General features: G+C 69.9%; 14 protein-coding genes and 3 pseudogenes. 5 read left to right on the plus strand and 12 right to left on the minus strand.

Annotated features, from left to right (window positions below):
- Window positions 1-3: 3 nt before the first annotated feature.
- The 9 genes and pseudogenes from OG953_RS37295 to OG953_RS37335 form a co-directional block, all read right to left on the minus strand.
- Window positions 4-6,597, minus strand: a complete 6,594-nt coding sequence (locus tag OG953_RS37295; RefSeq protein WP_405689898.1) for a DUF4157 domain-containing protein — start codon at window positions 6,595-6,597, stop codon at window positions 4-6.
- Window positions 6,594-6,884, minus strand: a complete 291-nt coding sequence (locus OG953_RS37300; protein ID WP_405689900.1) for a hypothetical protein — start codon at window positions 6,882-6,884, stop codon at window positions 6,594-6,596. Before OG953_RS37300 ends, OG953_RS37295 begins: the two co-directional genes overlap by 4 nt.
- A 14-nt stretch (window positions 6,885-6,898) precedes the next feature.
- Window positions 6,899-8,929, minus strand: coding sequence for an ATP-binding protein (locus tag OG953_RS37305; protein ID WP_405689902.1), 2,031 nt, complete (start codon window positions 8,927-8,929; stop codon window positions 6,899-6,901).
- A gap of 33 nt (window positions 8,930-8,962) precedes the next feature.
- Window positions 8,963-9,922 (minus strand): Pvc16 family protein, encoded by a 960-nt coding sequence (locus OG953_RS37310; protein WP_405689905.1) that lies wholly within the window; start codon window positions 9,920-9,922, stop codon window positions 8,963-8,965.
- Between the two features lie 73 nt (window positions 9,923-9,995).
- A complete protein-coding gene (locus OG953_RS37315; RefSeq protein WP_405689907.1) occupies window positions 9,996-10,751 on the minus strand; it encodes a hypothetical protein in 756 nt (251 codons plus the stop codon).
- On the minus strand, window positions 10,744-11,520 hold the full coding sequence (locus OG953_RS37320; RefSeq protein WP_405689908.1) for a hypothetical protein: 777 nt from the start codon (window positions 11,518-11,520) through the stop codon (window positions 10,744-10,746). Before OG953_RS37320 ends, OG953_RS37315 begins: the two co-directional genes overlap by 8 nt.
- 51 nt (window positions 11,521-11,571) lie before the next feature.
- Window positions 11,572-12,096, minus strand: a complete 525-nt coding sequence (locus tag OG953_RS37325; RefSeq protein WP_067023001.1) for a phage tail protein — start codon at window positions 12,094-12,096, stop codon at window positions 11,572-11,574.
- Between the two features lie 19 nt (window positions 12,097-12,115).
- Complete coding sequence (locus OG953_RS37330) at window positions 12,116-13,981, minus strand: phage tail sheath family protein (protein WP_405689911.1); 1,866 nt, start codon at window positions 13,979-13,981, stop codon at window positions 12,116-12,118.
- Window positions 13,982-14,493: 512 nt separating this feature from the next.
- A pseudogene (locus tag OG953_RS37335) lies at window positions 14,494-14,766 on the minus strand (amino acid permease); the annotation flags it as partial.
- A gap of 319 nt (window positions 14,767-15,085) precedes the next feature.
- Between OG953_RS37335 and OG953_RS37340 the strand changes: the two are divergent.
- Window positions 15,086-16,051, plus strand: coding sequence for an aldo/keto reductase (locus OG953_RS37340; protein WP_405692274.1), 966 nt, complete (start codon window positions 15,086-15,088; stop codon window positions 16,049-16,051).
- A gap of 329 nt (window positions 16,052-16,380) precedes the next feature.
- Here OG953_RS37340 and OG953_RS37345 read toward each other — a convergent pair whose 3' ends face one another.
- From OG953_RS37345 to OG953_RS37355, 3 genes and pseudogenes are all read right to left on the minus strand, one after another.
- Window positions 16,381-17,448 carry a hypothetical protein gene (locus OG953_RS37345; protein WP_405692488.1) on the minus strand — a complete coding sequence of 356 codons (1,068 nt, stop codon included), beginning with the start codon at window positions 17,446-17,448 and terminating at the stop codon, window positions 16,381-16,383.
- A gap of 139 nt (window positions 17,449-17,587) precedes the next feature.
- A pseudogene (locus OG953_RS37350) lies at window positions 17,588-18,022 on the minus strand (protein kinase domain-containing protein); the annotation flags it as partial.
- A gap of 38 nt (window positions 18,023-18,060) precedes the next feature.
- Complete coding sequence (locus tag OG953_RS37355; protein ID WP_405689913.1) at window positions 18,061-18,342, minus strand: hypothetical protein; 282 nt, start codon at window positions 18,340-18,342, stop codon at window positions 18,061-18,063.
- A 102-nt stretch (window positions 18,343-18,444) separates the two neighbouring features.
- On the opposite strand from OG953_RS37355, the pseudogene OG953_RS37360 reads away from it, so the two are divergent.
- The 4 genes and pseudogenes from OG953_RS37360 to OG953_RS37375 all read left to right on the plus strand — a co-directional run.
- Window positions 18,445-18,768: pseudogene (locus tag OG953_RS37360) on the plus strand (sensor histidine kinase); the annotation flags it as partial.
- Window positions 18,765-19,439 (plus strand): response regulator, encoded by a 675-nt coding sequence (locus OG953_RS37365; protein ID WP_405689915.1) that lies wholly within the window; start codon window positions 18,765-18,767, stop codon window positions 19,437-19,439. The pseudogene OG953_RS37360 and the gene OG953_RS37365, both read left to right, overlap by 4 nt.
- 14 nt (window positions 19,440-19,453) lie before the next feature.
- Window positions 19,454-19,858 (plus strand): FkbM family methyltransferase, encoded by a 405-nt coding sequence (locus OG953_RS37370; RefSeq protein ID WP_405692276.1) that lies wholly within the window; start codon window positions 19,454-19,456, stop codon window positions 19,856-19,858.
- Window positions 19,804-20,958: a glycosyltransferase family 4 protein gene (locus OG953_RS37375; protein WP_405689917.1), complete on the plus strand. Its 1,155-nt coding sequence runs from the start codon at window positions 19,804-19,806 to the stop codon at window positions 20,956-20,958. Before OG953_RS37370 ends, OG953_RS37375 begins: the two co-directional genes overlap by 55 nt.
- Window positions 20,959-20,981 lie beyond the last annotated feature (23 nt).

Consider the following 20,981-nt stretch of genomic DNA (forward strand, 5'->3'; position numbering starts at 1 on the left):
CCATCACACCCGCGGCTCCCACCACGGGAAGACACCTTGCAACCTGGCCTTGATCTTTTCACGGATCTCCCTCTGCAGTTCCTCCTCGCTGACCCCTGAACCGAAGTCGGTGTTCCGGTAAGTCGCTTCGAACCAGAGCTCGACCAGACGCACCTCACGGTTGGCCAGATTGTTGGCGTCTTGAAGCTTCCTCAGTTCCGTGAGTCCCGGACGCATCCGTTGCACCCTGCTTCGGCGGTTTCTCCCCGGACCTTGGTCGGTGAATCTTTCGAGGTATCCGCGGGCATCGTCGAGGCCGGCCTGCGGATAGCGGTCGGCCAGGCGCAGTTCCTCCTGCATCTGTGTGATCGCCCGATCCAGCGCGCCCGGAGGGCCTTCCAGATACGCGGGCAGTATCTTCGCGCCCGCCGGGGAGCCGGCCGGGATCATGGGCTGAAGGTTGAAGGTGCGCTGGAGACGGCTGATCTCGCGCCGTCGGTCCGGCGAAGGGACCTGGTTGTACAAGTCGGCCAGCAGGATGGACGTGACCATGTTCCCGGGGTTCCGGTCCCGCTCGCCGAGGTAGGCCAACGAACCGACGAGCGCGATGTCCTCCGTCTCTTCATACGGCAGTTGACTCCGCCGATCGGAATGCCACCGGCCGAGAGTTCGGGCGATTTCACCGACGCTCTTCGAGCGCTGCAAACGCTTGAGGATCTCTCGGTACTTCGTTGACGAGTTCGGATTCGAAGGCCTCTCCTGGTAGTTCTTGTTGTTGCGGAACTTCTGGAGGTATGGACCGCTAGGCAGCCGCGTCCGCCAGACCTTTGCCTTCCCCCAGTTCATGACCTGGGTGACCAGGCCCGCGGCCTTGAGCTGTGTACTGCCCGATGCGATGTCCAGATCCTCTGGAATGTCCGCTAGGAGTCGATCATTTCGTCCGGGAATCTGTTCACGGCTGGTGGAAATCTGCCGACCGCCGTTCCCGGCCCCCTGCTGCTCCTGCCGCTGCGTGAGAATATCGTTTTCCAGAGTGCGGATATACAGAAGGATTGGCTCGGAGTCCAGCTCTCTGCCGTTGATGACAATCTTGCGCGGGTTCAGGACAGCCAGGTCGTTGAAGGCGGACGTGCCCTCCACCGAGAGCTGGGTCAGGCGATACCACAGGCGCATTCCAGTGAGCGTCGATCGGTGGACTACTCGCCCGACACCCTTACCGAGCAACTTGGCGAGCGTCGGCCGCATGCGCGCAACGATCTCGGAAAGCCGCTTCTCCTTCGATTCCGGCGAATCCTCCTTCTTCTTTTGCTGGTCCTTCTTGTCTTGCTTCGCCTTGTCCGGGTCCTTGTCCTTCGGCCTGCGGGCCTCGTGCTTGGGGCGCTTCGGTTTGTTCGGTCCCTTGTTCTCGTGCTTGTCCTTCGGCTTATTGCCGTCGCCCTTGTCCTTGCCGTCCTTTTCCTTGGGTTTGCCGGGCTTGTCGGAGTCCTTGCCACCCTTGGGCCGTCCGGGGCTGTCCTTGTCGTCGGTTTTTGGCCTGCTCGGGCTTTTGCCGTCGGTCCTGTTGGGGCCTCTGCCGTCGTCCTTCGGCCTGGTCGGCGTGTCCTTCCCGTCCTTGGGCCGTGCCGAAGGGTCGTCCTTCGGCCGGGGCCTGGTGGTCTCCGGGTCCTGTTTCGGCTTCGGCCGTGGCTCCGGGGTCGGCTTGGGCTTCGGGGACGGTGTCGGGCGCGTGTCCGGCTTGTCGGTGGGCCTGTCCTTCGGTTTGCCGGGGGAGCCGGGCGTCTTGTCCTTGTCCGTGGGGCGCTTCGGGGCGGCGGCCTTGCCCGTGTCCGGCCTCGGCCTCGTCGTGGTCGGGCGGGAGGCGGGGGCCGTGGTGCTCTTCGGGGCGTTTGGGGACTGGTCGCTCTTCCTGTCGCCGGCCCTGCCGCCCTTGTCGTCCGAACCCGCGCCGGCCGCCCCCTTGCCGCCGCCCTTGTCCCCCTTGCCCCTGCCCAGCTTGGCTGCGACGCCCTTCAGGCGCTTGCCGACCTTGGCGACGTACTTGCCGATGCCGTTCATCAGGGCCTGGTAGAGGACTTCCAGGAGCGCGACCACGCCCGAGGCGACCGCCTTCGCGAAGAGGAGGCCCGCGCCGCCCATGCGGACGGCTTTGAGCCAGTCCAGGACCATGGTCAGCGCGCGCAGGATGGCGCTCAGGGCTCCCCACGCCGTACGGATCGCGTCGATCACCGCCATCACCCAACCCGCGCCGGGGATGAGCTTCGCCACGACCTTGGTCATGACCAGTTCGCCTATGATCAGCGGGAGTTGGGGGACTACCGCGTCCCACGCCTCCTTGACGATCTTGTCCAGTGTGAAGCCGCCGTTGACCAGCTTGTCCAGGATCGCCTTCGGGACGCCGATGATCTCCTGGATCTTGTCCTTGAACCACTGCTTGACGGCCGAGGAGACCTCGCGGAACAGATGGTTCTTCGCCCCGTCCACCGCCGAGTTCTTCGCGCCGCTCAGCCATCCGCCCGGGTCGGTGAGGAAGTCGACCGCGATCAGCATCCAGGCGCCGAGCGCGCTCAGCAGCTTCGAGGCGAAGTCCAGGACCGCCTTCACCGCGTCCATGACCGCCTTGACCGCGGCCTGCAGCATCTTCTTGAGGATGTCCAGGATGCCGCTCAGGACCTTGCCGATGGCGTCCAGCAGGTCGCTGACGATCTGCCGCAGCATCTTGGCGAGCCGGTTCACCAGAGCGATCGCCGCCGCGATCAGTGAAGTGATCAGCTTTCGGATGCGGTTGGCGAGTTCGATGACGGCCCGCACCATGTTCTTCGCGAACTCGATCAGATCGTTGATCAGATTCTTGATCGTGTCGACGATGAACTTGCGCGCCTCGTTGATCCAGCGCTCGACCGTCTCCTTGAAGTTCTTGATGAACCCGACGACCGCGTCCCGCGCCGCCTTGATGACGCGGACGATCGCGTTCTTGATCTCGATGACCTTCTGCTTGATCCAGTCGAAGGCCTTACTGACCCAGTGGCCCGAATCCTTGACGCTGGTGTCGCGCTGCTTCTCGGCGTCCTTCTCGGCCTTGGCGTTCTCGTCCTGGATCTTCTTGTCGCCATCGTCCTTCTCCTTGGCGACGTCCTTGTCAGTCTTCTTTTCCTTGGCCTTGACGTCCTGGCGAACCTTGTCGTGCCGCTCGGTCTTCTTGGTGCCGAGCTTCTTGAGCTCCCCGTCCTGTTCCGTACGCCAGTCGGCACGTTGCGAGGCGACCTCGGTCAGGGCCTTGTCGCGCTCACCCGCCTGGCTCTCGGTGTTGGTCTCGACCTCCGCATCGACCTTCTGCTTGTGCTTCTGCTGGGAGTCGCGGAAGTCCCGGTCCTTGGTCTGCCGCCCCTCGGACATGGCCTTCTGGCCCTCGCCGAACGCGGCCTGGAACTGCGGCCCGCGCTCGTGCTCCGCCACTTCGGAAGCTGCCTCGGGCGGTACGGCGCCGGTCCCCGTGTCGCCCGCCGGCACACTGCCCTGGCCGCCCTGAGCGCCCGGCACCTTGGCGCGCATCTGCTCCTTGGGAACGTCGGGGTAGACGTGGTCCTCGCCCATCGGGCGCCCGGCGTCGTCACGCCCCGTCGCGACGGTCTCCTGGCCCTTGACGTCCACCGCGGAGCCCTGCTCACCCGCCGTCTGCTCGGCGGCGCCCTGCATCTGCACGCCCGGAGCGTTGCCCGCCTGGGCCTGTTTGAGCGCCTCGTCCTTCGTGGGCAGCCCGGCGAACTTGGCAGCCAGCTCCTGCGCGTCGACCTCGAAGCCGAGCCAGCTCGCCACCTTGCCCAGGCCGAAGCCCAGGGCCATCTTGAAGGTGTCCCAGCCGCTCGGCTCCTCCGCCTTCTCCGCCTCGATCTGGCCCTCGGGCTCCTTGGCGCCCTCGACCTCGGCCTTCTCCTGCTCGGGCGCCTCGGACTTCTGCGCCGGGTCCTGCGCGTACTGGGCCGGGGCGTCGGCCTTCGGCTTGCCCTGCAGGGTCTGCGGCGCACCCGCCGGACGGGTCATCGAGGGAGGCGCGGCGGCGAGCGCCTTGTGCTCGTCGCCGACGGTGCGGTCCACCGAGCCGCCCACCCCGGACATGGCCTGAAGTGCCTTGTGGGGCTTGAGTTTTGCCGCCGTGGAGAGACCGGATTCCGGTGACACGGTCGACAGGTTCGGGGCGGGACCCGAGTCCTTCTTCCCCTTGGCCGGCGCGGTCGGGGCACTACCCCCACCGCCTCCGCCGCCACCGCGCGAGCCCTTCACCGCGGGCGACGCCTTGGGCGCCGCGGCCGCCTTCGAGGCCTTCGGCCCCTTCGCCGACTGCGGTGCGGCCGGAGCCTCGGGAGTCTTCGGAGTCTGGGCCGCCGCCGCAGGCGCGGACTCCTGGGCCGCCGGCGCTCGGTCGGGATCCCCTTCCACCGCCGCATCGGCGCTCCCCCCGCCGGGGGTATCCGCGTTGGACCCACCGGACACATGAGTGTCCCGCGCGGGCGAGGGAGATGGCGCGTCGGTCGTCGGTTCGCTCGCCCCGGTCGCGCCGGACTGCGGCTGCTCCGCCTTGGCCCCCGCATCCGGTGCCGCCGAACGCCCGGTCACTGCCTGGGGAGACGCCTTTTCCTGAGCACCTCCGGACGGGTCGCCCGCGGCAGGAGTGCCCTGCTCCTTCTTGGCGGCCCCCTCTTTGGGGTCGCTGCCCGCCTCGGTGGACCTGCCGGGCGCCTCCTGCGCCGTCGTCTGCGCGGTGACGGGACCGGCCTTCGGGTCGGCGCCGCTGTTCGGATCCTTCGACACCGCACCCGCCGCGGACGGCACCTCTGCGGCCTGCTCCAGAGCCGGACCGTCCGCCCGCTCGCCCTCCGACGCGGCATCGTTCGCCTCGGGCGCGAGCTCCGCGTCGGCGGTCGCGTCGACGCCCTCCTCCTTCGGCTCGTTTTCGGCCGCCGCGTCCTCGGCGTCCTCCGCCTCCCGCTCGGCCTGCACCTTGTCGGCTTTGGTCACCGGAGGCGCGGGGATCGACGGGGCCGCCGACGAGGCGGTCGAGGACGGATCGAGACGGTCCGCCGTCGGCACCCCGGACACATCGAGATCCTGCTCGGGAAGGAAGTCCTCCGGCTGCAGCTTGACATCCCAGGCGCTCTGCTCGCCGCCCCCGACCTCGACCTCCGACTCGCTGCCGGCACCGAACGGGTCCTCGTCCGCCTTCTCCTGCGGCCCGTCGAGATCCTGAGCGCGCACACCGTCGAGCGTGCTCAACGCACCCGGAAGCCGGGTGTCCTTCCCCGCGGCCGTGCTCGGTCCGTCCGGCTTCCGCGAACCCCGTTTGTCCTCGGGCTTCACTTGCTGACCTGCCACGAGGGATTCGACCGCGCCCGGACGGTTCACGGCCGCAGATTCCTCCTTGCTCGCGGCCGGTGCGCCCTGCTGCTCCGTCCCTTCCTTGCCCTCGTTGCCCGCGCCGGAGCCCGCCGCCTTCTTCTCCCCGTCGGACGCGGAACTCCTGCCCGCGGACTGTCCTTGCGAGGAAGCTTCCTGCCGGGGAGCCGAGGCCGGCGGGGCCGAATGCTGCTCCTCGGCAGGGGAGTCCCCGATCCGCTGGTGTCCGTTGGCTTGCGGAGTCCTCGGGGCCCGGCTTTTCCGGGCACCGTCGGTCTTGTCCTTCTCCGGACCGGCCGCCGCGGCGGGCCGCTGCTCCTGTTCTCGCCGCTCCTCGGCGGAACGACGCTCGCTCTCCCGCTCGAACCTCAACTCCTTTGCCGCGTCCGGCTCGACTGCCGGAGCGTCATGGGAGTTCAGCTCCAGCTCGTCGTCGGCACCGGGCTCATCGCCGCCCTCGATCTCGGCGACGATATCGAGCACGCGGTCCTGCTCCGAGCTGAGGAGCCTGCTCTCCAGGCGTTCCAGGACGTCGTCCAGCATCTCCTCGGACAGCCGGGCAAGTTGCTTGCGCGTGCGCTTCGAGAGGTCCTCCGGGTCGCCGCGCAGGGAGCGCACGACCGAGTTCGTCAGCCGGTCCATGAGGGTCGCCGGATCAATGCGCTCCATCCGGTTGCGGTCCGCGTCGACCGTGGCGTACCGCAGCCAACCGGGCGTGGCCTGCCCTTCGTGAACCTCCGCGGATGCCTCGGCAGGATCGCCCGCTGAAGGACGTACGAGATCCTGCGCGGCCAACTCCGCCTCGCGCTCGATCGCCTGCTGCGGCAGACTCACCGCGCCCAGGTCGCGACCGGCCCGCAGTGCGCCTAGGCCGTGCGGGTTCTGCACGGTGTGCAAAAGCTCGTGGGCGAGCAGGCGTTGACCGTCCGCCGTGCCGGGCCGGTAGGTGCCCTCCCGGAAGAAGATGTCCTGGCCGACTGCGACGGCGTCCGCGCCGAGCAGGTCCGTGAGGAAGCCAGCGTCCCGGTCGGTGTGCAGGCGTACGCGGCTGAAGTCGTGGCCGAGCTGTTCCTCCAACTCCCTGCGTACGCCGAGATCGAGGGGTTGTCCAGCGCCGCTGACGATGTCCTTCGGCTCGGGTGCGCGGGACTTGGCGGCCCGCTCCCTGCGCTTGCGGCGCCGCTCAGCGGCCTGGTCGGCGTGCGCGTCCTGGGTCTGCGATGCGCTCAACGGGTCACCTCCCCGCGGCCCGAGAGACCCGCGTGAACCGCGCGCGCCAGCTCCTGGCCCAGACGGCGCGCGGATACACCCGCGGGGAGCGGTGGCAGCGCGGAGAGCGTGTCCAGATTCCGGCCGCCGTCCGCGGCGATCGGGACGCCTTGTTCGCGTACGAGACGGCTCAACTCCCGCTCGAACGAGGCGGATACGCGCTCCGGGTCCACGTCGAAGCCGTCGAGGACCAGTTCGCCGATGTCCACCCGGATCGTGTGCGGCTGCCGTTGCTCCGCCGCGCGCACGCCCCGCTCTCCTGTCACACCCATCCGCGGACCTCCGAGGGAGTCAGGGAGCGTTCCAGCTTCACGTACTCGGTACGGGCCGCGGCGAGCATGTGGCGCATCTGCAGCCGGTCGCCCTCCTCCGCGGCGAGGAATGCCCCCGACAGGGCGATGTTGCGGATCGAGCCGCCCGCGACCGTGAGCTGCGCGAGCAGCTCGGGGTCGATGCCCTTCGTCGGCGTCTGCGGTGGAAGCACCCGGCGCCAGATCTCGGCGCGCTCGTGCTCCGCGGGGAACGGGAAGTCGACGACGAAGCGGATACGGCGCATGAACGCCGTGTCCAGGGCCTTCTTCATGTTGGTGGTGAGGATGGCCAGGCCCCGGTAGGCCTCCATGCGCATCAGCAGGTAGCTGACTTCGAGGTTGGCGTACCGGTCGTGGCTGTCCTTCACCTCGCTGCGCTTGCCGAAGAGGGCATCCGCCTCGTCGAACAGCAGGAGGGCACCGCCGCGTTCGGCCGCGTCGAAGACCTTGCGCAGGTTCTTCTCGGTCTCGCCGATGTACTTGCTGACGACCTGCGAGAGGTCGATGACGAACAGGTCGAGCCCCAGCTCCTTCGCCATGACCTCGGCGGCCAGAGTCTTTCCCGTACCGGACCCGCCCGCGAACAGGGCCGTGACGCCGAGGCCGCGGCGCAGAGTGGCGGCGAAGCCCCACTCCTGGTGGACGGTCGCACGCCGGCGCACATGCGCGACGATCTCGCGCAGGGTGCTGGTCTGCCGCTCGTGCAGCACCAGGTCGGGCCAGCCCGCCTCCGGCTCGATCCGCCGTCCCAGTTCGTCCATGCCGACCCGGGCCTCGTCGAGCCCGGCCCGCCAGGCGAGCGAGGCGGCGTCGAGCTCGTCCTCGCCGGGCAGATCACGGCGTACGGCGTCGGCCGCGGTGCGTATGACGTGCGGCGGCAGCTGGAACTGCGCGACCAGCGACCGGAGTTCGCCCTCGTCGATGTCGGCCACGTCCTCGAATGCACCCGCCCAGAGTCCGAGCTGTTCCTCGTCGTCCAGGCGCGGCACGGTCACGCGCCGGCCGCGCGGGCGCTCCGTCGGCCGGGGATCGGGACTCGATACGACGACGGGCACGGCGGCACCGGCCAGGAACGCCTCCGTCGCGGCACGCTGGTCGCGGTCCAGTTCGCCCACCTCGACCAGGAGCGCGGCCGGCAGCAGGATCGCCTCGCGCTGCCACAGCCGGGCGAGTAGATCGCGCTGCGCCGGGTCGGTGGGGATGTCCTCCGCGCTCATCTCGTACAGACCGAGCCCGGAGCGCGCGGCCGCCGCGGCGGCGATGTCGGCCCGGCTGCGCAGATCCCCGCCGACGACCTCGACGAGCAGCGGCGCGCCGGGCCGCGCCGTCGTCGTCCAGCCCGCGGTGACGCCGGACACCGCGAGGTCGTACGACGGCGGCAGCTCGTCCGGCACCGGAGTGCGCCGCAATTGGCCGTGCAGCCGGGTGTCCAGATAAGGCGAGCCGAGCAGGAAGTGCAGGATCCGCTCGTCGAGCCGCAGCCGGGACCGGGTGAGCCGCGTCTCGTCCTCCAGGTCGACCACCCGCCACCGGCGCAGCGGCGCGACCGGAGTCAGAGCGCTCCAGTGCGCCCCGCCCAGCGTGGCGAGCGCCAGCGAGAAGGTGGGGTACGCCCGCTCGGGATCCCCACAGGCAGCGGCACAACGCGTGGCCGTGGTGGGGTCCAACTCGTAGGCGGCGGTGAGCAGTACGAGGTCCCGCTCGAACGGGGTGAGACCGAAACAGGCAGTGAGGGCGTCGAGGGGCGCGACACCGGGACCTTCGACCGCCGCGCCCGCGGGGGCAGGGTCGGTGCCGTGCGGGGGGTGCTCGTCGCCGGCAGCCGCGGTGGGGGACCCGTCGGCGGATCCGTCACCGGGCACGCCGTCGCGTGCCGCGCGGGCCGCGTGGGCGTCCACCAGGGCGAGGACGCGCCGAACCTCCGCGAGCAGCGTTGACCCGTCGTCCGGCGTGGCCGCCGTGCCCTTCTCGTACGCACCCATGTCCTCACCTGCCCCCGTCGCCCGCACCGCGCCTCAGCTCCCGTCGTCCTCGGAGCTGCCCGTGCCGGTGGCAGTTCCGTCGGGGGCGGTGCGCTTGCCTGTGCCGGTGGCAGTTCCGTCGGGGGTGGTGCGCTTGGCGGCGGCGGTGGCTGCTGTCGACTTGCGGGTCCGGGCGGGTGTCTTGGCGGGTGCTTTGGCGACGGCCTTCGTGGGCTTCCTGGCAACGCTCTTCGTGACGGACCTCGTGACGGGCTTGGTGTCGGTCTTCGCGTCCGGCCCGGTGGCGGGACCGGCTTCGGACGAGGCGCCGACCGTCCCGGCCGGTTCGCCCCCATCGTTCGCGTCGCCCCCATCGGCCGCGCCGGGCGGAACCGGCGCCCCCGGCGCCCCGAACGGCAGCGCCCGAACCGTGCTGCGCTCCACCGGCTTCGCCGGCGCCGGCGTCTCACGGCCCTCGATCAGGACCAGCGCCGCCTGGTACGTCACGGAGAGTGTGTACGGCGTCTGGTTGAGCATCCCCCACAGCTTCGACGTCTCGTCGATGTCCATGACCGTCGGCACGAACCGCACCCGCTGCGCCGCGGCGGCCAGATCGCTGTCGGCCAAGTAGGGGCGCTCGCCGGCCTGTTCGATGATGTCGTGAGGCAGCACAGGTATCTCGTGGAGCGTGCGCACCACGCTTCCGATGAGCCGTTGCCCGACCAGCTCCATCTCCTCTCCGTACGCGCTGATCACAAAGTTCAGGTCGAGTGCCGCCGCGGGCCGCTTGAGCAGCCTGCCGTCCGGTGCGCGGGTGGCCAGATCGTTGTTGCGCTGCGAAGTGTTGGGCGTGACCTGGTAGAGAAACACGGTGATGGTGGGCTCGGTGGGCGGGTCGGCGGGCGGCTTGCGGGTCTCGACCTTTACGGCCATGTCGATCTCGGGCTGCAGATTGGCCTCGATCAGCAGGGCGAGGGCCTGGGTGACGTGGGCGATGGCGAGTGCGTTGCTCATGGCGTCAGTTCCTCAGTCCCTGATCCCGTAGTCCCTGATCCTGTTGCGAACCGTTCGGCTGTCCTCGCGTCGTTCACTCGCGCCCCCGCGCCAAGTAGTCCTCCAGGCTCACGGTCGCCCCGGACCGCCGTGCCGGGGGCGACTGCGTCCGGCTGCTGTCGGAGGGCGGCGCCGCCGCCGTAACCTCCAGCCGCCCGATCTGCACGTGCACCACCTGCTCCCCGCCCCGCCCCGACCGCCTGCCCGCCGCCTGCCGCACGGCGTCCCGCGCCGCCGCCGTGTCCGCGGCGCTGGGCCGCAGGGGAGAGGGCGTGATGGCGGAAGCGGCGTTTGTACCCGGGGGGATGGGCGCGGAAACCGCGCTCCGGGATGCGGGTACGTGTGCCCGGGTACGGGCTGCTCGACGTTCCCGGTCCGGAGCGAGCCCGAGCCTGGGCGTCACCTCGGAGGCGGGCCGTAGCAGCGGCACCACAGGGGCCTCCCGCTTCGCCTCGCGGGACGCGGCGGGCCGCTCCGGTCGCGGCGCCCGATCGGTCCGTACGACGGTCCGCTCCCGTTCCGTACGGAGGTGGACCTCACGGGTGCCGGGTCGATCCGCCAACCCGTCGTTGAAGGACGGTACGCGGGGCGTACTCGGCCACAGGGGCTCCGGTGTCTCCGGCTCCCCGGCCCGTACCGCCTCGACCCGCTCGAAGGGGCCCGCGAGGCGGGGCCTTACGCGCACCACCCCGGGGCGCGGCGCGGCGCCCGGCGCGTGGCGGGCGAGCAGCCGGTCGAGGTAGTCGGGGGCCCCGGCGCCCTCGGGCGTGCGCCCGGAGGAGTCAGACATCCGCACACAGCTCCAGGTAGTAGCGGCGCCGCAGCGGGCTGAGCGCCAGGATCTCGGGCTCGCTCCACCCGTACGCAGTGGCGAGCAGATGGACGTCGAGCAGCAAGTCCCTTGCCCAGGCGTCCAGTTCGGTCCACAGGTAGGAAGCGATGTCCAGTTCTGCGCGGGTCGCCGCACCGCAGTCGGGGCAGCTGACGTTGAGTGTCACGTCGGCCGCCGGATCGGCCCTCTCCGCTGCCTCGGCGATGCGCCGCTGGACGGCCGGAGGCAGTGCGTCGACCAGCGCGGCGATCCCGTCGGGCGAGTCGTCCGGCGCCCCGGCGGACACGTCGCCCCCGTCACGTACGGCGGAGACGACACACCGTTCGAGCAGTGCCCGGCGCGCGTCCGCATGCCGGGCCGCCGCCGTGAGGTCGGCGACGCTCGGCACCCGGAACTCCACCTCCCAGCCGTCCTCGCAGATCCGCGCCGGCGACGCGTCGGGACCACGCAGCGACCGGGCGAACTCACCGGCATCCAGGTCGAATTCCATGTCGGCCGCGCATGCCCCGCACTCCAGGCGCACCTGCATCCGCTCGCCGAACAGTGCCCGGCGCAGCGCGAACAGATCGGTCTCGCGGGCGCCCACCGGCAGCGAGAGCAGCGCCTCGCTGTCGCCGCCGGTGTCCGGGCGCGCCGCGCGGTGCAGCAGCAGGGCACGCCCGGAAGAGGCCCGGTCGAGCCCGGCCTCCCAGGTGGCAAGCAGCTCAGTGGCCTGGGCGATCGCCATGTGTGCCCCCGTCCGTTCCGTTCGACCTGCGTTGTTTCAACGTGCTTGCGCTCAGGCAGGGTTGAGGAAAGAAGGCTCCTCGGGCTCCGGCACCTCGTAGTCCCGTTCCCAGCCCTCGCATTCGAGCTTCAGGCTCTGGATCGCCACCGCGTTGGCGTTCGCATCGAGCTCGCCGAGTACCTGGTACTCGCTCGGCCAGGTCCGGTAGAGCTTGTGCGAGACGGCCACCTGGCCGGCCTCGTTCAGGACCTGGATGACGATGTCCTTGCGGAAGTCCGCGAGCGACACCTCGGAGCCGAGCCCCGCGCCGACCTGCCAGACCTTGTTGGCCCAGCGGTCGAACTCGGGGTCGTGCGTCACGCCGCGCTCCAGCGTGATGCCCTCGAACTCGGAACGTCCCGGCGACTTGCGCGGGGAGCTCGGATCGCCGCCGTGCCGGTGCTTGACGACTTCGGTGGTCCGCTTGAGCGGACTGACCTTGCTGATGCCCGCGACCGTACGACCGTCCCACAGGACCAGGAACTTGAAGTTCTTGTACGGATCGAAACGATGGGCGTTGACCGTGAACTCAGCCATCGAATTTCCTCGGTATTCCTTAGAGCTCGAACTGCCCGGACGTCTGCTGGATCTTGACGATCACGAACTCGGCGGGCCTGACCGGCGCGATGCCGACCAGCACGTTCACGACGCCGTTCGCGATGTCCTCGTCCGTCGTGGTGTCCTTGTCGCACTTGACGAAGTACGCCTCACGCGGCGTGCTGCCCTTGAAGGCCCCCTGACGGAACAGCGTGTGCAGATACGAGGAGGCGCTGAGGCGGATCTGCTGCCACAGGTTCTCGTCGTTCGGCTCGAACACGACCCACTGCAGGCCGCGTTGCAGGCTCTCCTCCACATGCAGGGCGAGCCGCCGCACCGGCACGTACTTCCACTCGCTCATCTGGGCTTCGGAGCCCTCCAGCGTGCGTGCACCCCACACCAGTGGGCCCATCATCGGGAAGGTGCGCAGGCAGTTCACGCCGAGTGGGTTGAGCAGCCCGTTCTCACGGTCCGTCAGCTGTACCGTCAGCGAGTGCACGCCCGCGAGCCGCGCCTCCGTCCCGGCCGGCGCCTTCCACACACCGCGCTCGGAGTCCGTTCGCGCGAACACGCCCGCCACCGCGCCCGACGGCGGGAAGGAACGAAGCCGTCCGGTCAGCGGGTCGGTGAGCTGCAGATGCGGGAAGTACAGGCCCGCGTGGTTGCCGCGCACCGCGTCGAACGCGGACAGGCCCGCGCGCGCCGCGTCCACGCTGCCCCAGCTGCCGGGAGCATCGACCAGAAAGAAGATTCGCTGCTGCTCGCACAGGCGCTGCGCCGCCGAGACGACCGTGACCATGTCGTCGGTCGACTCGTATGCCGCGAGCTCCGGCAGGGCCAGCAGGTTGACGTCGGCGACATCGCGCAGCGCCTGGATGCCGGTCTTGTCCGTCTCGCTGCCGATCAGGTCGCGCGGGCCCGGCGCCTCACCGTCCTGGCCGCCGCCCAGCGGGAACACCGGCGGGTTGACCGAAGCCTCCAGGCCCAGGTCGTTGGCGCACTCGCCGACGAAGCGGACGACGTCCGCGGGGTCGGTGGAGCCGGCGACGACCTGAAGGCGCCGGCCGAACGCGGTGACCTCGGCGCCGGCGAAGGCATGCCGGCCGGGCGCGTCGGGCAGTGCGCGCAGCTTGCGTTCGAGGAGCAGCGCCAGTTCGGTGACGGTGCACGGAGCCTCGCCGTCGCATGCGGGGTCGTACAGCGTGAACTCGCGCTCGACCTTGCCGATCTTCACATTCAAGTCGACTGTCAGGTCCGGAAGTTCGTGGCCGAACGGCTTGGATACGGTGCCCGACGGGTCCGGGCGGCCCTCGCCGACGACGTCCACACGGATCAGGCGCGAGCCGGTGTTGACGACCGTCGGGGCGTAGCGCCCGCCGGCCGGATCCAGACAGAGGCCGGTGAAGGACTCGCGGGCCTCGCCCCTGGCGTCGTACACCCGCAGATTGAACGTCTCTTCCGGGTGTGGTGTGTCGTAGTCGACGGCGACGCGCAGGCCGTTGCCCCACACGCCGGGCTCCTTGGCGTGCACTTCGAGGGCCGCGCACTCGCTGTGCCCCTCGGTGGACTCGAGGGTCGCACAGGCGGCCTTGCCGGTGCCCGCCTTCGCGACCCGCACGATCACGGCGATGGTGCCGCCGTTGCCGAAGAACTGGTGCACCGCGTAGCCGACGGCGCTCTGCGCGCTCAGCCCGCCGAAGCGGCGCTCGAACTCGGTGAAGCTCGTGACTCGCACCGGCTCGTTGAGCGGGCCGCGCCGTGTGTGACCCACGAAGGCGGTCGCCGAGGTGGTCACGGCCGAGATGGTGCGGACACTGCTGGGAAGCTCTTCGACGTAGACACCGGGATACGTCGGCTTGGCAGCGCTCACTGCATTCGTCGGCATTCCCCCTCCTATCCCTTCTCAGGCACCGGGTGAAGGCACCAAGAGACGGCAGGGGGAGACAGGCTCGTCGGCGTGACGGCCCGCTACGACATGCGCAACCGCTCGGGCCCCGTGGCCCCGGGGCGCCTCGATCGCACGCGCTTCATCAGTTTCCCCCGTCAGCCCCCGGGCGGTTGGCCGTCCGGGGCAAGCAGTCCGCTTGTGACCCCTGATGCGTAGGTGCTCAAACCACTCTGGAACGCGCGGAGTTGACAAGGCAAGGTCTGTTCAGGACACGTAGGGGGGAGGTCCTGTGAAGGGATTGTTCGCGGCATGCGGGGCCGCCGGGCACTTCGTGGGCGAAGGTCTACCCCTTTGCGTCCTCCTTCATCATGTCGGTGTACTTCTCGCCGATCACCATGGTGGTGATGCACGGGGCGACGGTGATGAGGTCCGGCATCGCGGACCCGCCCGCCACCCGCAGGCTGCGGATGCCCCCGGACCCGCAGACGTGGGTCGGGTGGGGGGCTGGAGATCTGGGGGAGTGTCAGCTGGTGGGCGCGGGCCACCGCTGCCGGCGAGACCATCGTTGCGGTCGTCATCATCCGGCCCGCCAGCCGGCCGATGTGCGGGCCGCCCATTCGTTTGGACCAGTTGTGGACCGAGCCCGCGACGGGGTAGCGGCCGGCGAGCTCGCAGAAGCACAGCGCGACCATCAGCTGGCCGGTGAAGACCATCGGCCAGGACCACCAGTAGGCGGGCCCGCCGAAGCTGACACCGAAGTGGAACAGCTGGAACGTGCCGGTCGGGCGGCCACCGATGAAGAGGTCAGGCAAGTCGTACCTCCAGGCGGGCGGCATGGATCTCCGCGCCGCCGCCATGGCGTAGCGCTTGCTCGCAGGCCTATGAAAGCGGTGCTCCGAGGTTCCAGACGTAACACGATCCGGTGCGTAGCGCGCGGGCATCGTGGGCCCCTGCGCCTTCCGTGTCGACGCGGTGGCCCTCGCGGACCGCGGCGACGCGGAAACCCGCCTGACTCCGCCGCCCCGGTCGCCTATCGTCGACGTGATTCCTGGCGGAGGCCTCGGACCGTCCAGGGCGAGGACCATGACGTGGAGGACGATTGTGCGCTACCGCGAGCTGGGACGCAGCGGAGTGTCCGTGTCGGAGATCGGTTACGGTGCCTGGGGCATCGGCGCGTCCGCCTGGGTGGGTGCCACGGAGGACGAATCCGTACGCGCCCTGCACCGGGCCATCGACCTCGGCGTGAACTTCATCGACACCGCCCGCGGCTACGGTGAGAGCGAGCGAATCGTCGGCCGGGTCGTCCGCGAGCGGGCCGGCGACGAGGTGCTCGTCGCCACCAAGGTGCCGCCGAGGAACGGAATTTGGCCGACGCCCGACGGTCTGGACCCGGCCGGGACGTTTCCGGGCGAGCACATCCGCGCAAGCCTGGAGACCAGTCTGCGCATCAGCGGCCTGGACCACTTCGACGTACTGCAGTTCCATGTCTGGAGCGATGACTGGGTCGGACGTGGCGACTGGCTGGAGACGATCGCCGAACTGAAGCAGGAGGGAAAGATCCGCCTGTTCGGCGTCTCCATCAACGACCATCAGCCCGACAACGCACTCGCACTCGTACGCAGCGGTGCCGTGGACAGCGTGCAGGTCATCTACAACCTCTTCGACCAGGCGCCCGCCGACGCGCTGCTGCCGGCCTGTGAGGAGCACGGCGTCGGTGTCATCGTGCGGGTGGCGCTGGACGAGGGCGGCCTCACCGGCCGGATCACCGCCGGTACGACGTTCCCCGAGGGCGACTGGCGCAACCGCTACTTCCGCGAAGACCGCCCGGCGCAGGTCGAACAGCGGGTGGCCGCGATCGTTGCCGACCTCGGCATCGCACCCGATGAGATCGCTGAGAACGCGTTGCGGTTCGTACTGAGTTCGCCGGCGGTTTCCACCGTCATCCCCGGCATGCGCACCGTACGCAACGTCGAGCGCAACACGGCCCTGAGCGACGGGCGTGCGCTCACCGCCGACCAGCTCGCCCTGCTGGCCAAGCACCGGTGGCAGCGCAACTTCTACTCCTGATCCACGGGCGCCATTTCCGGGGCCGGGCCGTACGCGGTTCACCTCCGCGCACCGCCCGGCTCAGTGCTGCCCGCATTGAGCGGTATCAGCCCGGTGACGCCGCCGTCGGGGAGGAGCGGCTCGTACGGTGCGTTCTGCCGGTCATGCGCCCGTGCTCCCGTCCTCGGGGGCGGCTGTCACCGGCGGGCTGGCGCTGCCGGCCCACGCCATCGAGGAGGCGATCACCCTCAACGGCGTGAAGGCCGAAGCCAACATCAAGGCGTTCCGCCTCGGCCGTCCCGTTCTGCGGGGGTGGGGAGGAATACATCGGCACCGCCGTGAACGGTGTCCTAGGCATGGAAGCCGTTGCACACGACGGATGTGTACTTCGTGGGCCCGCCCTCGACGTGGTACAGCACCACGGTCCAGTCGCCCCTGTCGTCGCCGACCGGGATCGCGTCGACGGTCCGATTGCCGAAGTGGGCCCGGAAGTCGTCGGGATACTTGAGTTCGACGGTTCCGCCCGAGGACCACCGGGAGTAGATGTCGACGGGCTTGCTGGTGAAGCCGATGCCCTTGCCGACGGACCGAAGGGGCCGGCCGGTGGCGCTGTCGGTCTCGTGCGGGGGCCGCACCCCCACGGAGATGTAGTACGGTGCGGGCCGCTTTCCCTGGCCGGCAGTCTTGGGACGCAGCTCCACCGAGGCGGTGTCCGAGCCGGTGGCGTGCGAGACGGAGGACAGCAGGTCCATCGGCGGTGAGGACCCGGCGAAACTGGCCAGGTCGCAGGAGCCCATGCCCTGGGCGGCCTGCTTCGGATCGTCCGACAGGGTCCAGCGGTCCTGCGAGACACGGTTGTTCACGATGTGGTCCGGTGGCCGGCCCGCCGGACCCTTGGTGGCCGACCGGGACGCGGTGACGTCGGTCGTGGATGCGGCTCCGGGGGTTTGGCTGTCCTGTTCGGGGAGCAGCCAGACCGCCGCCGGTATGACGAGCGCCACCGCACATGCGGCGAGCCAGCCCCTGCGACGTGTGGTCCGGGCGGGATGCCGTTGATGATCCGGCGCGTCGTACGGCGTGGTGTCGGGGGTTCCCGGAGGTACGGTCTCGGCTGCCCGCTCACGTACCTGATCCTCCGGCTCGCGATCCGCCGACCGCGTCAGGGCCCAGGTCTCCGGTTCCGCCTCCGAAGGTGGCGTGCTCAAATGCGCGGGCACGGGCCCGGGTTCGGCGTCGCGGGCCACCGAGCGGTAGTGGGCGTCCGTCGCCAGTGCCGAGTCCACAGCACAGTGGGCGATCACGGCGGCCAGGTCGGGCCGCTCCGCCGGGTCCTTGGCGACACACTGCCGGATCAGTGCGGCCAGCGCGGGCTGCACCCCCGCCAGGTCGATGTCCTCGTGCACGGTCCGGTAGCTCACCGCAGCCGCGTCGCCCGTGCCGTACGGGGGTCGGCCGGTCGCCGTGTAGGCGATCGTCGCCCCCAGCGCGAAGCGCCGGGCCGGCCTCGTTGCGAAGGACGACCTCGGGCGCCGCGTACCCGGGCGTTCCCGATGCCATTCCGTCCAGGGTGAGGATCGTCTGCTCAAGTCCCCGGGCGATGCCGAAGTCGATCAGTTGCGGTCCCTGCGGCGCGAGGATGACGTTGTGCGGCTTCAGGTCCCGGTGCGTGACCTCGTGGACATGGACCGCGGCCAGCCCCTCTGCGAGCGCGGCGAAAAGTCGCAGGGCACTGTCCGGCGGGAACGGGCCGCCCGTGCTCACGGCGCCGCGCAGCGTGGGCCCCGGCACGTACTCGGTGGCCAGCCAGTACGGGGACGAGTCGAGCGACGCCTCGATCAACTGGGCGGTGTAGGCGCTGCGTACGGCCTCCACGGTCGCGGCCTCCCGCCGGAACCGGGCCAGTGCCTCGGGGTGATCGTTGATCTCGTCGCGGATAACCTTCACGGCCACCAGCCGTCCGCCGGGCGACCGGCCGAGATATACCTGCCCCATGCCGCCCGCGCCGAGCCGGGCGAGAATCCGGTACGCGCCTATTTGCGCGGGGTCCTGAGGTCGCAGCTCTTCCACCGGCACGACTGTGCCATATCCGCTCGCTTGTCGGACCGGCGAACCGCAACCGACGCGCAACCGCCCTTGGTGCGCGGCGATTTGTTCGCGGGTCGGGTGCTTCTTGTACTCAGCGCAGCCGCCGGCCCGGTCAACTGGCTGGTGGCGTGCTCGATGCGGACGTCCTCGATGTTGATGCCCGCGCGTTCGACATCCGCGAACAGCATTGCCAGCTCACTCGGTTGGTCACCGATCGCGACGGTCACCACCTCGAAGCGATCGGGCTGGGTACCGTGCTTGTGGGAGACCCGGGCACGGCCCGACCGGCCCTTGTGCAGCGCCGGTGATCGGCGTGATGACGGACCCATTTGACACCGGGCATCGAGTTGTCGGCGTTCCGTATCACCCAGGAGGCGCTCAGCAACGCGATGCGGCACGCGCCCGGAGCGGAGGTAAACGGGTGGAGATCGACCACTGCCCGTCCGCCGCCACCATCCGGGTCGCCAACACTGCGCCGATCCGGCCGGCCCAGCCCTCGAGGGGCGTTGACCACGGTCTGCTCGGTATGCGGGAGCGCGCTGCGTGGCATGCTGGCTTTCGGTGCCACCTCCGACGGAGGATACGAAGTGATCGCGATGCTGCCCGTGCAGCTCCCCGCCCCACCTGCCGACCTTGCGGAGGACAACCCGTGACGACCACCCGCGTGCTGATCGCCGACGATCAGGTGATGGTCCGTCAGGGATTTGCCGTCCTGCTCAATGCCGAACCCGGCATCGAGGTCGTCGGCCAGGCCGTGGACGGCGTCGACGCCGTCGCCAGGGTCGCCGAACTGACTCCCGACGTCGTACTGATGGACATAAGGATGCCCGGGGTCGGCGGCATCGAGGCGACGCGCCGCATCACGGCATCGCCCGCTGACATCACCACCAAGGTCCTCGTCCTGACCACTTTCGACCTCGACGAGTATGTGTACGAGGCGCTGCGCGCCGGCGCGTCCGGGTTTCTGCTGAAGGACGCGTCGGCCACGGAACTCGCCCATGCAGTACGGGTGGTGGCGGCCGGCGAGGCCCTGCTCGCGCCGAACATCACCAAGCGTCTCATCGCCGAGTTCTCCCGGATGTCCGACGTCCCCCGCGGTCCGGTCAAGGGCCGCAGCGGCAACCTCACGGAGCGCGAGACGGAGGTTCTGTCCCTGATCGCGCAGGGCCTGTCGAACGCGGAGATCGCCCAGCGTCTGGTGGTGGCCGAACAGACCGTCAAGACGCATGTGAGCCGGATCCTGGTCAAGCTCAGCCTGCGCGACCGGACCCAGGCGGCGATCCACGCGTACGAGACGGGCCTGGTGCGACCGGGCGGGTACTGAGGAGACACCGCAACATCGAGCCCGGAAATGGGGCGGTCCGTCTCGGAGTTGCGGTCCCGGCCTCTGGCCGCCAGGCCGGCAACCGCCCCGTGACCACACCGGTGCGGACGGTGGACGGTCTGTGCAACCACATGGGCCTCGGTCGCGTCGACTTCATCAAGGCCGATGTCGAGGGGGCGGAGGCGGCCGTGCTGTCGGGGGCCCGGCGCACGCTGCTGCGCCACCGGCCCGCGCTCCTGCTCGAGATCGAGGACCGTCACCTCGAGAAGTACGACACGAAGTGTTGCCTACGTGACCGACGACTGCCGCAATTACCTCTTCTCGGCTCGCTCGACCGCATCCAGCTGAAGGATCCAACACACTCATGGGCTCCACCCTTGTCATCACCAATGACTTCCCGCCGCGCCAGGGAGGCATAGAGACCTTCGTGCACGCCATGGCCACGCGCATACCGGACGACGACGTGGTCGTGTACACCTCGCGCGAGCCGGGCGACACCGCGTACGACGCGGCCCTTCCGTTCCCTGTCGTACGGGACTCCAGCGGCATGCTGCTGCCGACCGGGCGGGTCACCCGGAGGGCCGTCGAGATAGCCAGGGCCCACGGCTGCGACCGGGTCTGGTTCGGGGCTGCTGCGCCCCTGGCCCTCATGGCGCCGGCCCTGCGCCGCAGTGGGATCCAGCGCATGGTGGCGACCACCCATGGCCATGAGATCTGGTGGGCCAGGACCCCGGGTCCGCGTCAGATGATGCGCCGTATCGGCGACGGCGTGGATGTCGTCACGTATCTCGGTCAGTACACGCGTGCCCGGATCGGGCCGTCCCTGGGCCCGCGTGCGCGCATGAGCCGGTTGGTGCCGGGGGTCGACGCGGAGGTATACCGGCCCGACGCCGGCGCCGGATCCGACCTGCGTACGGAGCTCGGCCTGCACGGCAAGCGCGTGATCCTGTGTGTGGCTCGACTGGTCCCGCGCAAGGGCCAGGACATGCTGATCCGGGCCCTGCCGCTGATCCGGCGGGAGGTGCCCGACGCGGTGCTCGTCGTGGTCGGCCGGGGGCCGGGCGAGGCACGGCTGCGCAAGCTGGCGCACCGGCACGCCGAGGGCTCGGTCCTTTTCGTGGGCGGAAAGTCGCACACCGAGACTCCGCAGTACTACGCGGCGGCGGATGTCTTTGCCATGCCGTGCCGTACCAGGAAGGCCGGTCTGGAGGCGGAAGGGCTCGGGATCGTGTTCCTGGAGGCGGCGGCGAGCGGACTGCCGGTGGTCGTCGGCGACTCGGGCGGCGCCCCGGACACGGTGCTCGACGGCAGGACCGGCCGGGTCGTGGACGGCACCGACACAGCGGCGATAGCGGGCGCGCTGACCCGGATACTGCTCGACGCGGACCAGGCCGCCGAAATGGGCGCCGCCGGCCGAAAGTGGGCCCAGGAGTCCTGGTCCTGGGACGCATCGGCCCGCCATCTGACGCAGCTGCTGAACCCCGAGGGCATTCCGGCGGTCGTGCCGGGGCAGGAGTAGAGGAGCCGCGACATACGACGCGC

Origin of the sequence: Streptomyces sp. NBC_00057 (assembly GCF_045041165.1) — a bacterium.
GTDB lineage: Bacteria > Actinomycetota > Actinomycetes > Streptomycetales > Streptomycetaceae > Streptomyces.

What these genes read in the sequence shown, in the direction of transcription:
- OG953_RS37310 (WP_405689905.1), bottom strand. Translation starts at nt 9,922, where the DNA reads ATGAGCAACGCACTCGCCATCGCCCACGTCACCCAGGCCCTCGCCCTG.
- OG953_RS37325 (WP_067023001.1), bottom strand. Translation starts at nt 12,096, where the DNA reads ATGGCTGAGTTCACGGTCAACGCCCATCGTTTCGATCCGTACAAGAAC.
- OG953_RS37305 (WP_405689902.1), bottom strand. Translation starts at nt 8,929, where the DNA reads ATGGGTGCGTACGAGAAGGGCACGGCGGCCACGCCGGACGACGGGTCA.
- OG953_RS37330 (WP_405689911.1), bottom strand. Translation starts at nt 13,981, where the DNA reads ATGCCGACGAATGCAGTGAGCGCTGCCAAGCCGACGTATCCCGGTGTC.
- OG953_RS37320 (WP_405689908.1), bottom strand. Translation starts at nt 11,520, where the DNA reads ATGGCGATCGCCCAGGCCACTGAGCTGCTTGCCACCTGGGAGGCCGGG.
- OG953_RS37315 (WP_405689907.1), bottom strand. Translation starts at nt 10,751, where the DNA reads ATGTCTGACTCCTCCGGGCGCACGCCCGAGGGCGCCGGGGCCCCCGAC.
- OG953_RS37375 (WP_405689917.1), top strand. Translation starts at nt 19,804, where the DNA reads ATGGGCTCCACCCTTGTCATCACCAATGACTTCCCGCCGCGCCAGGGA.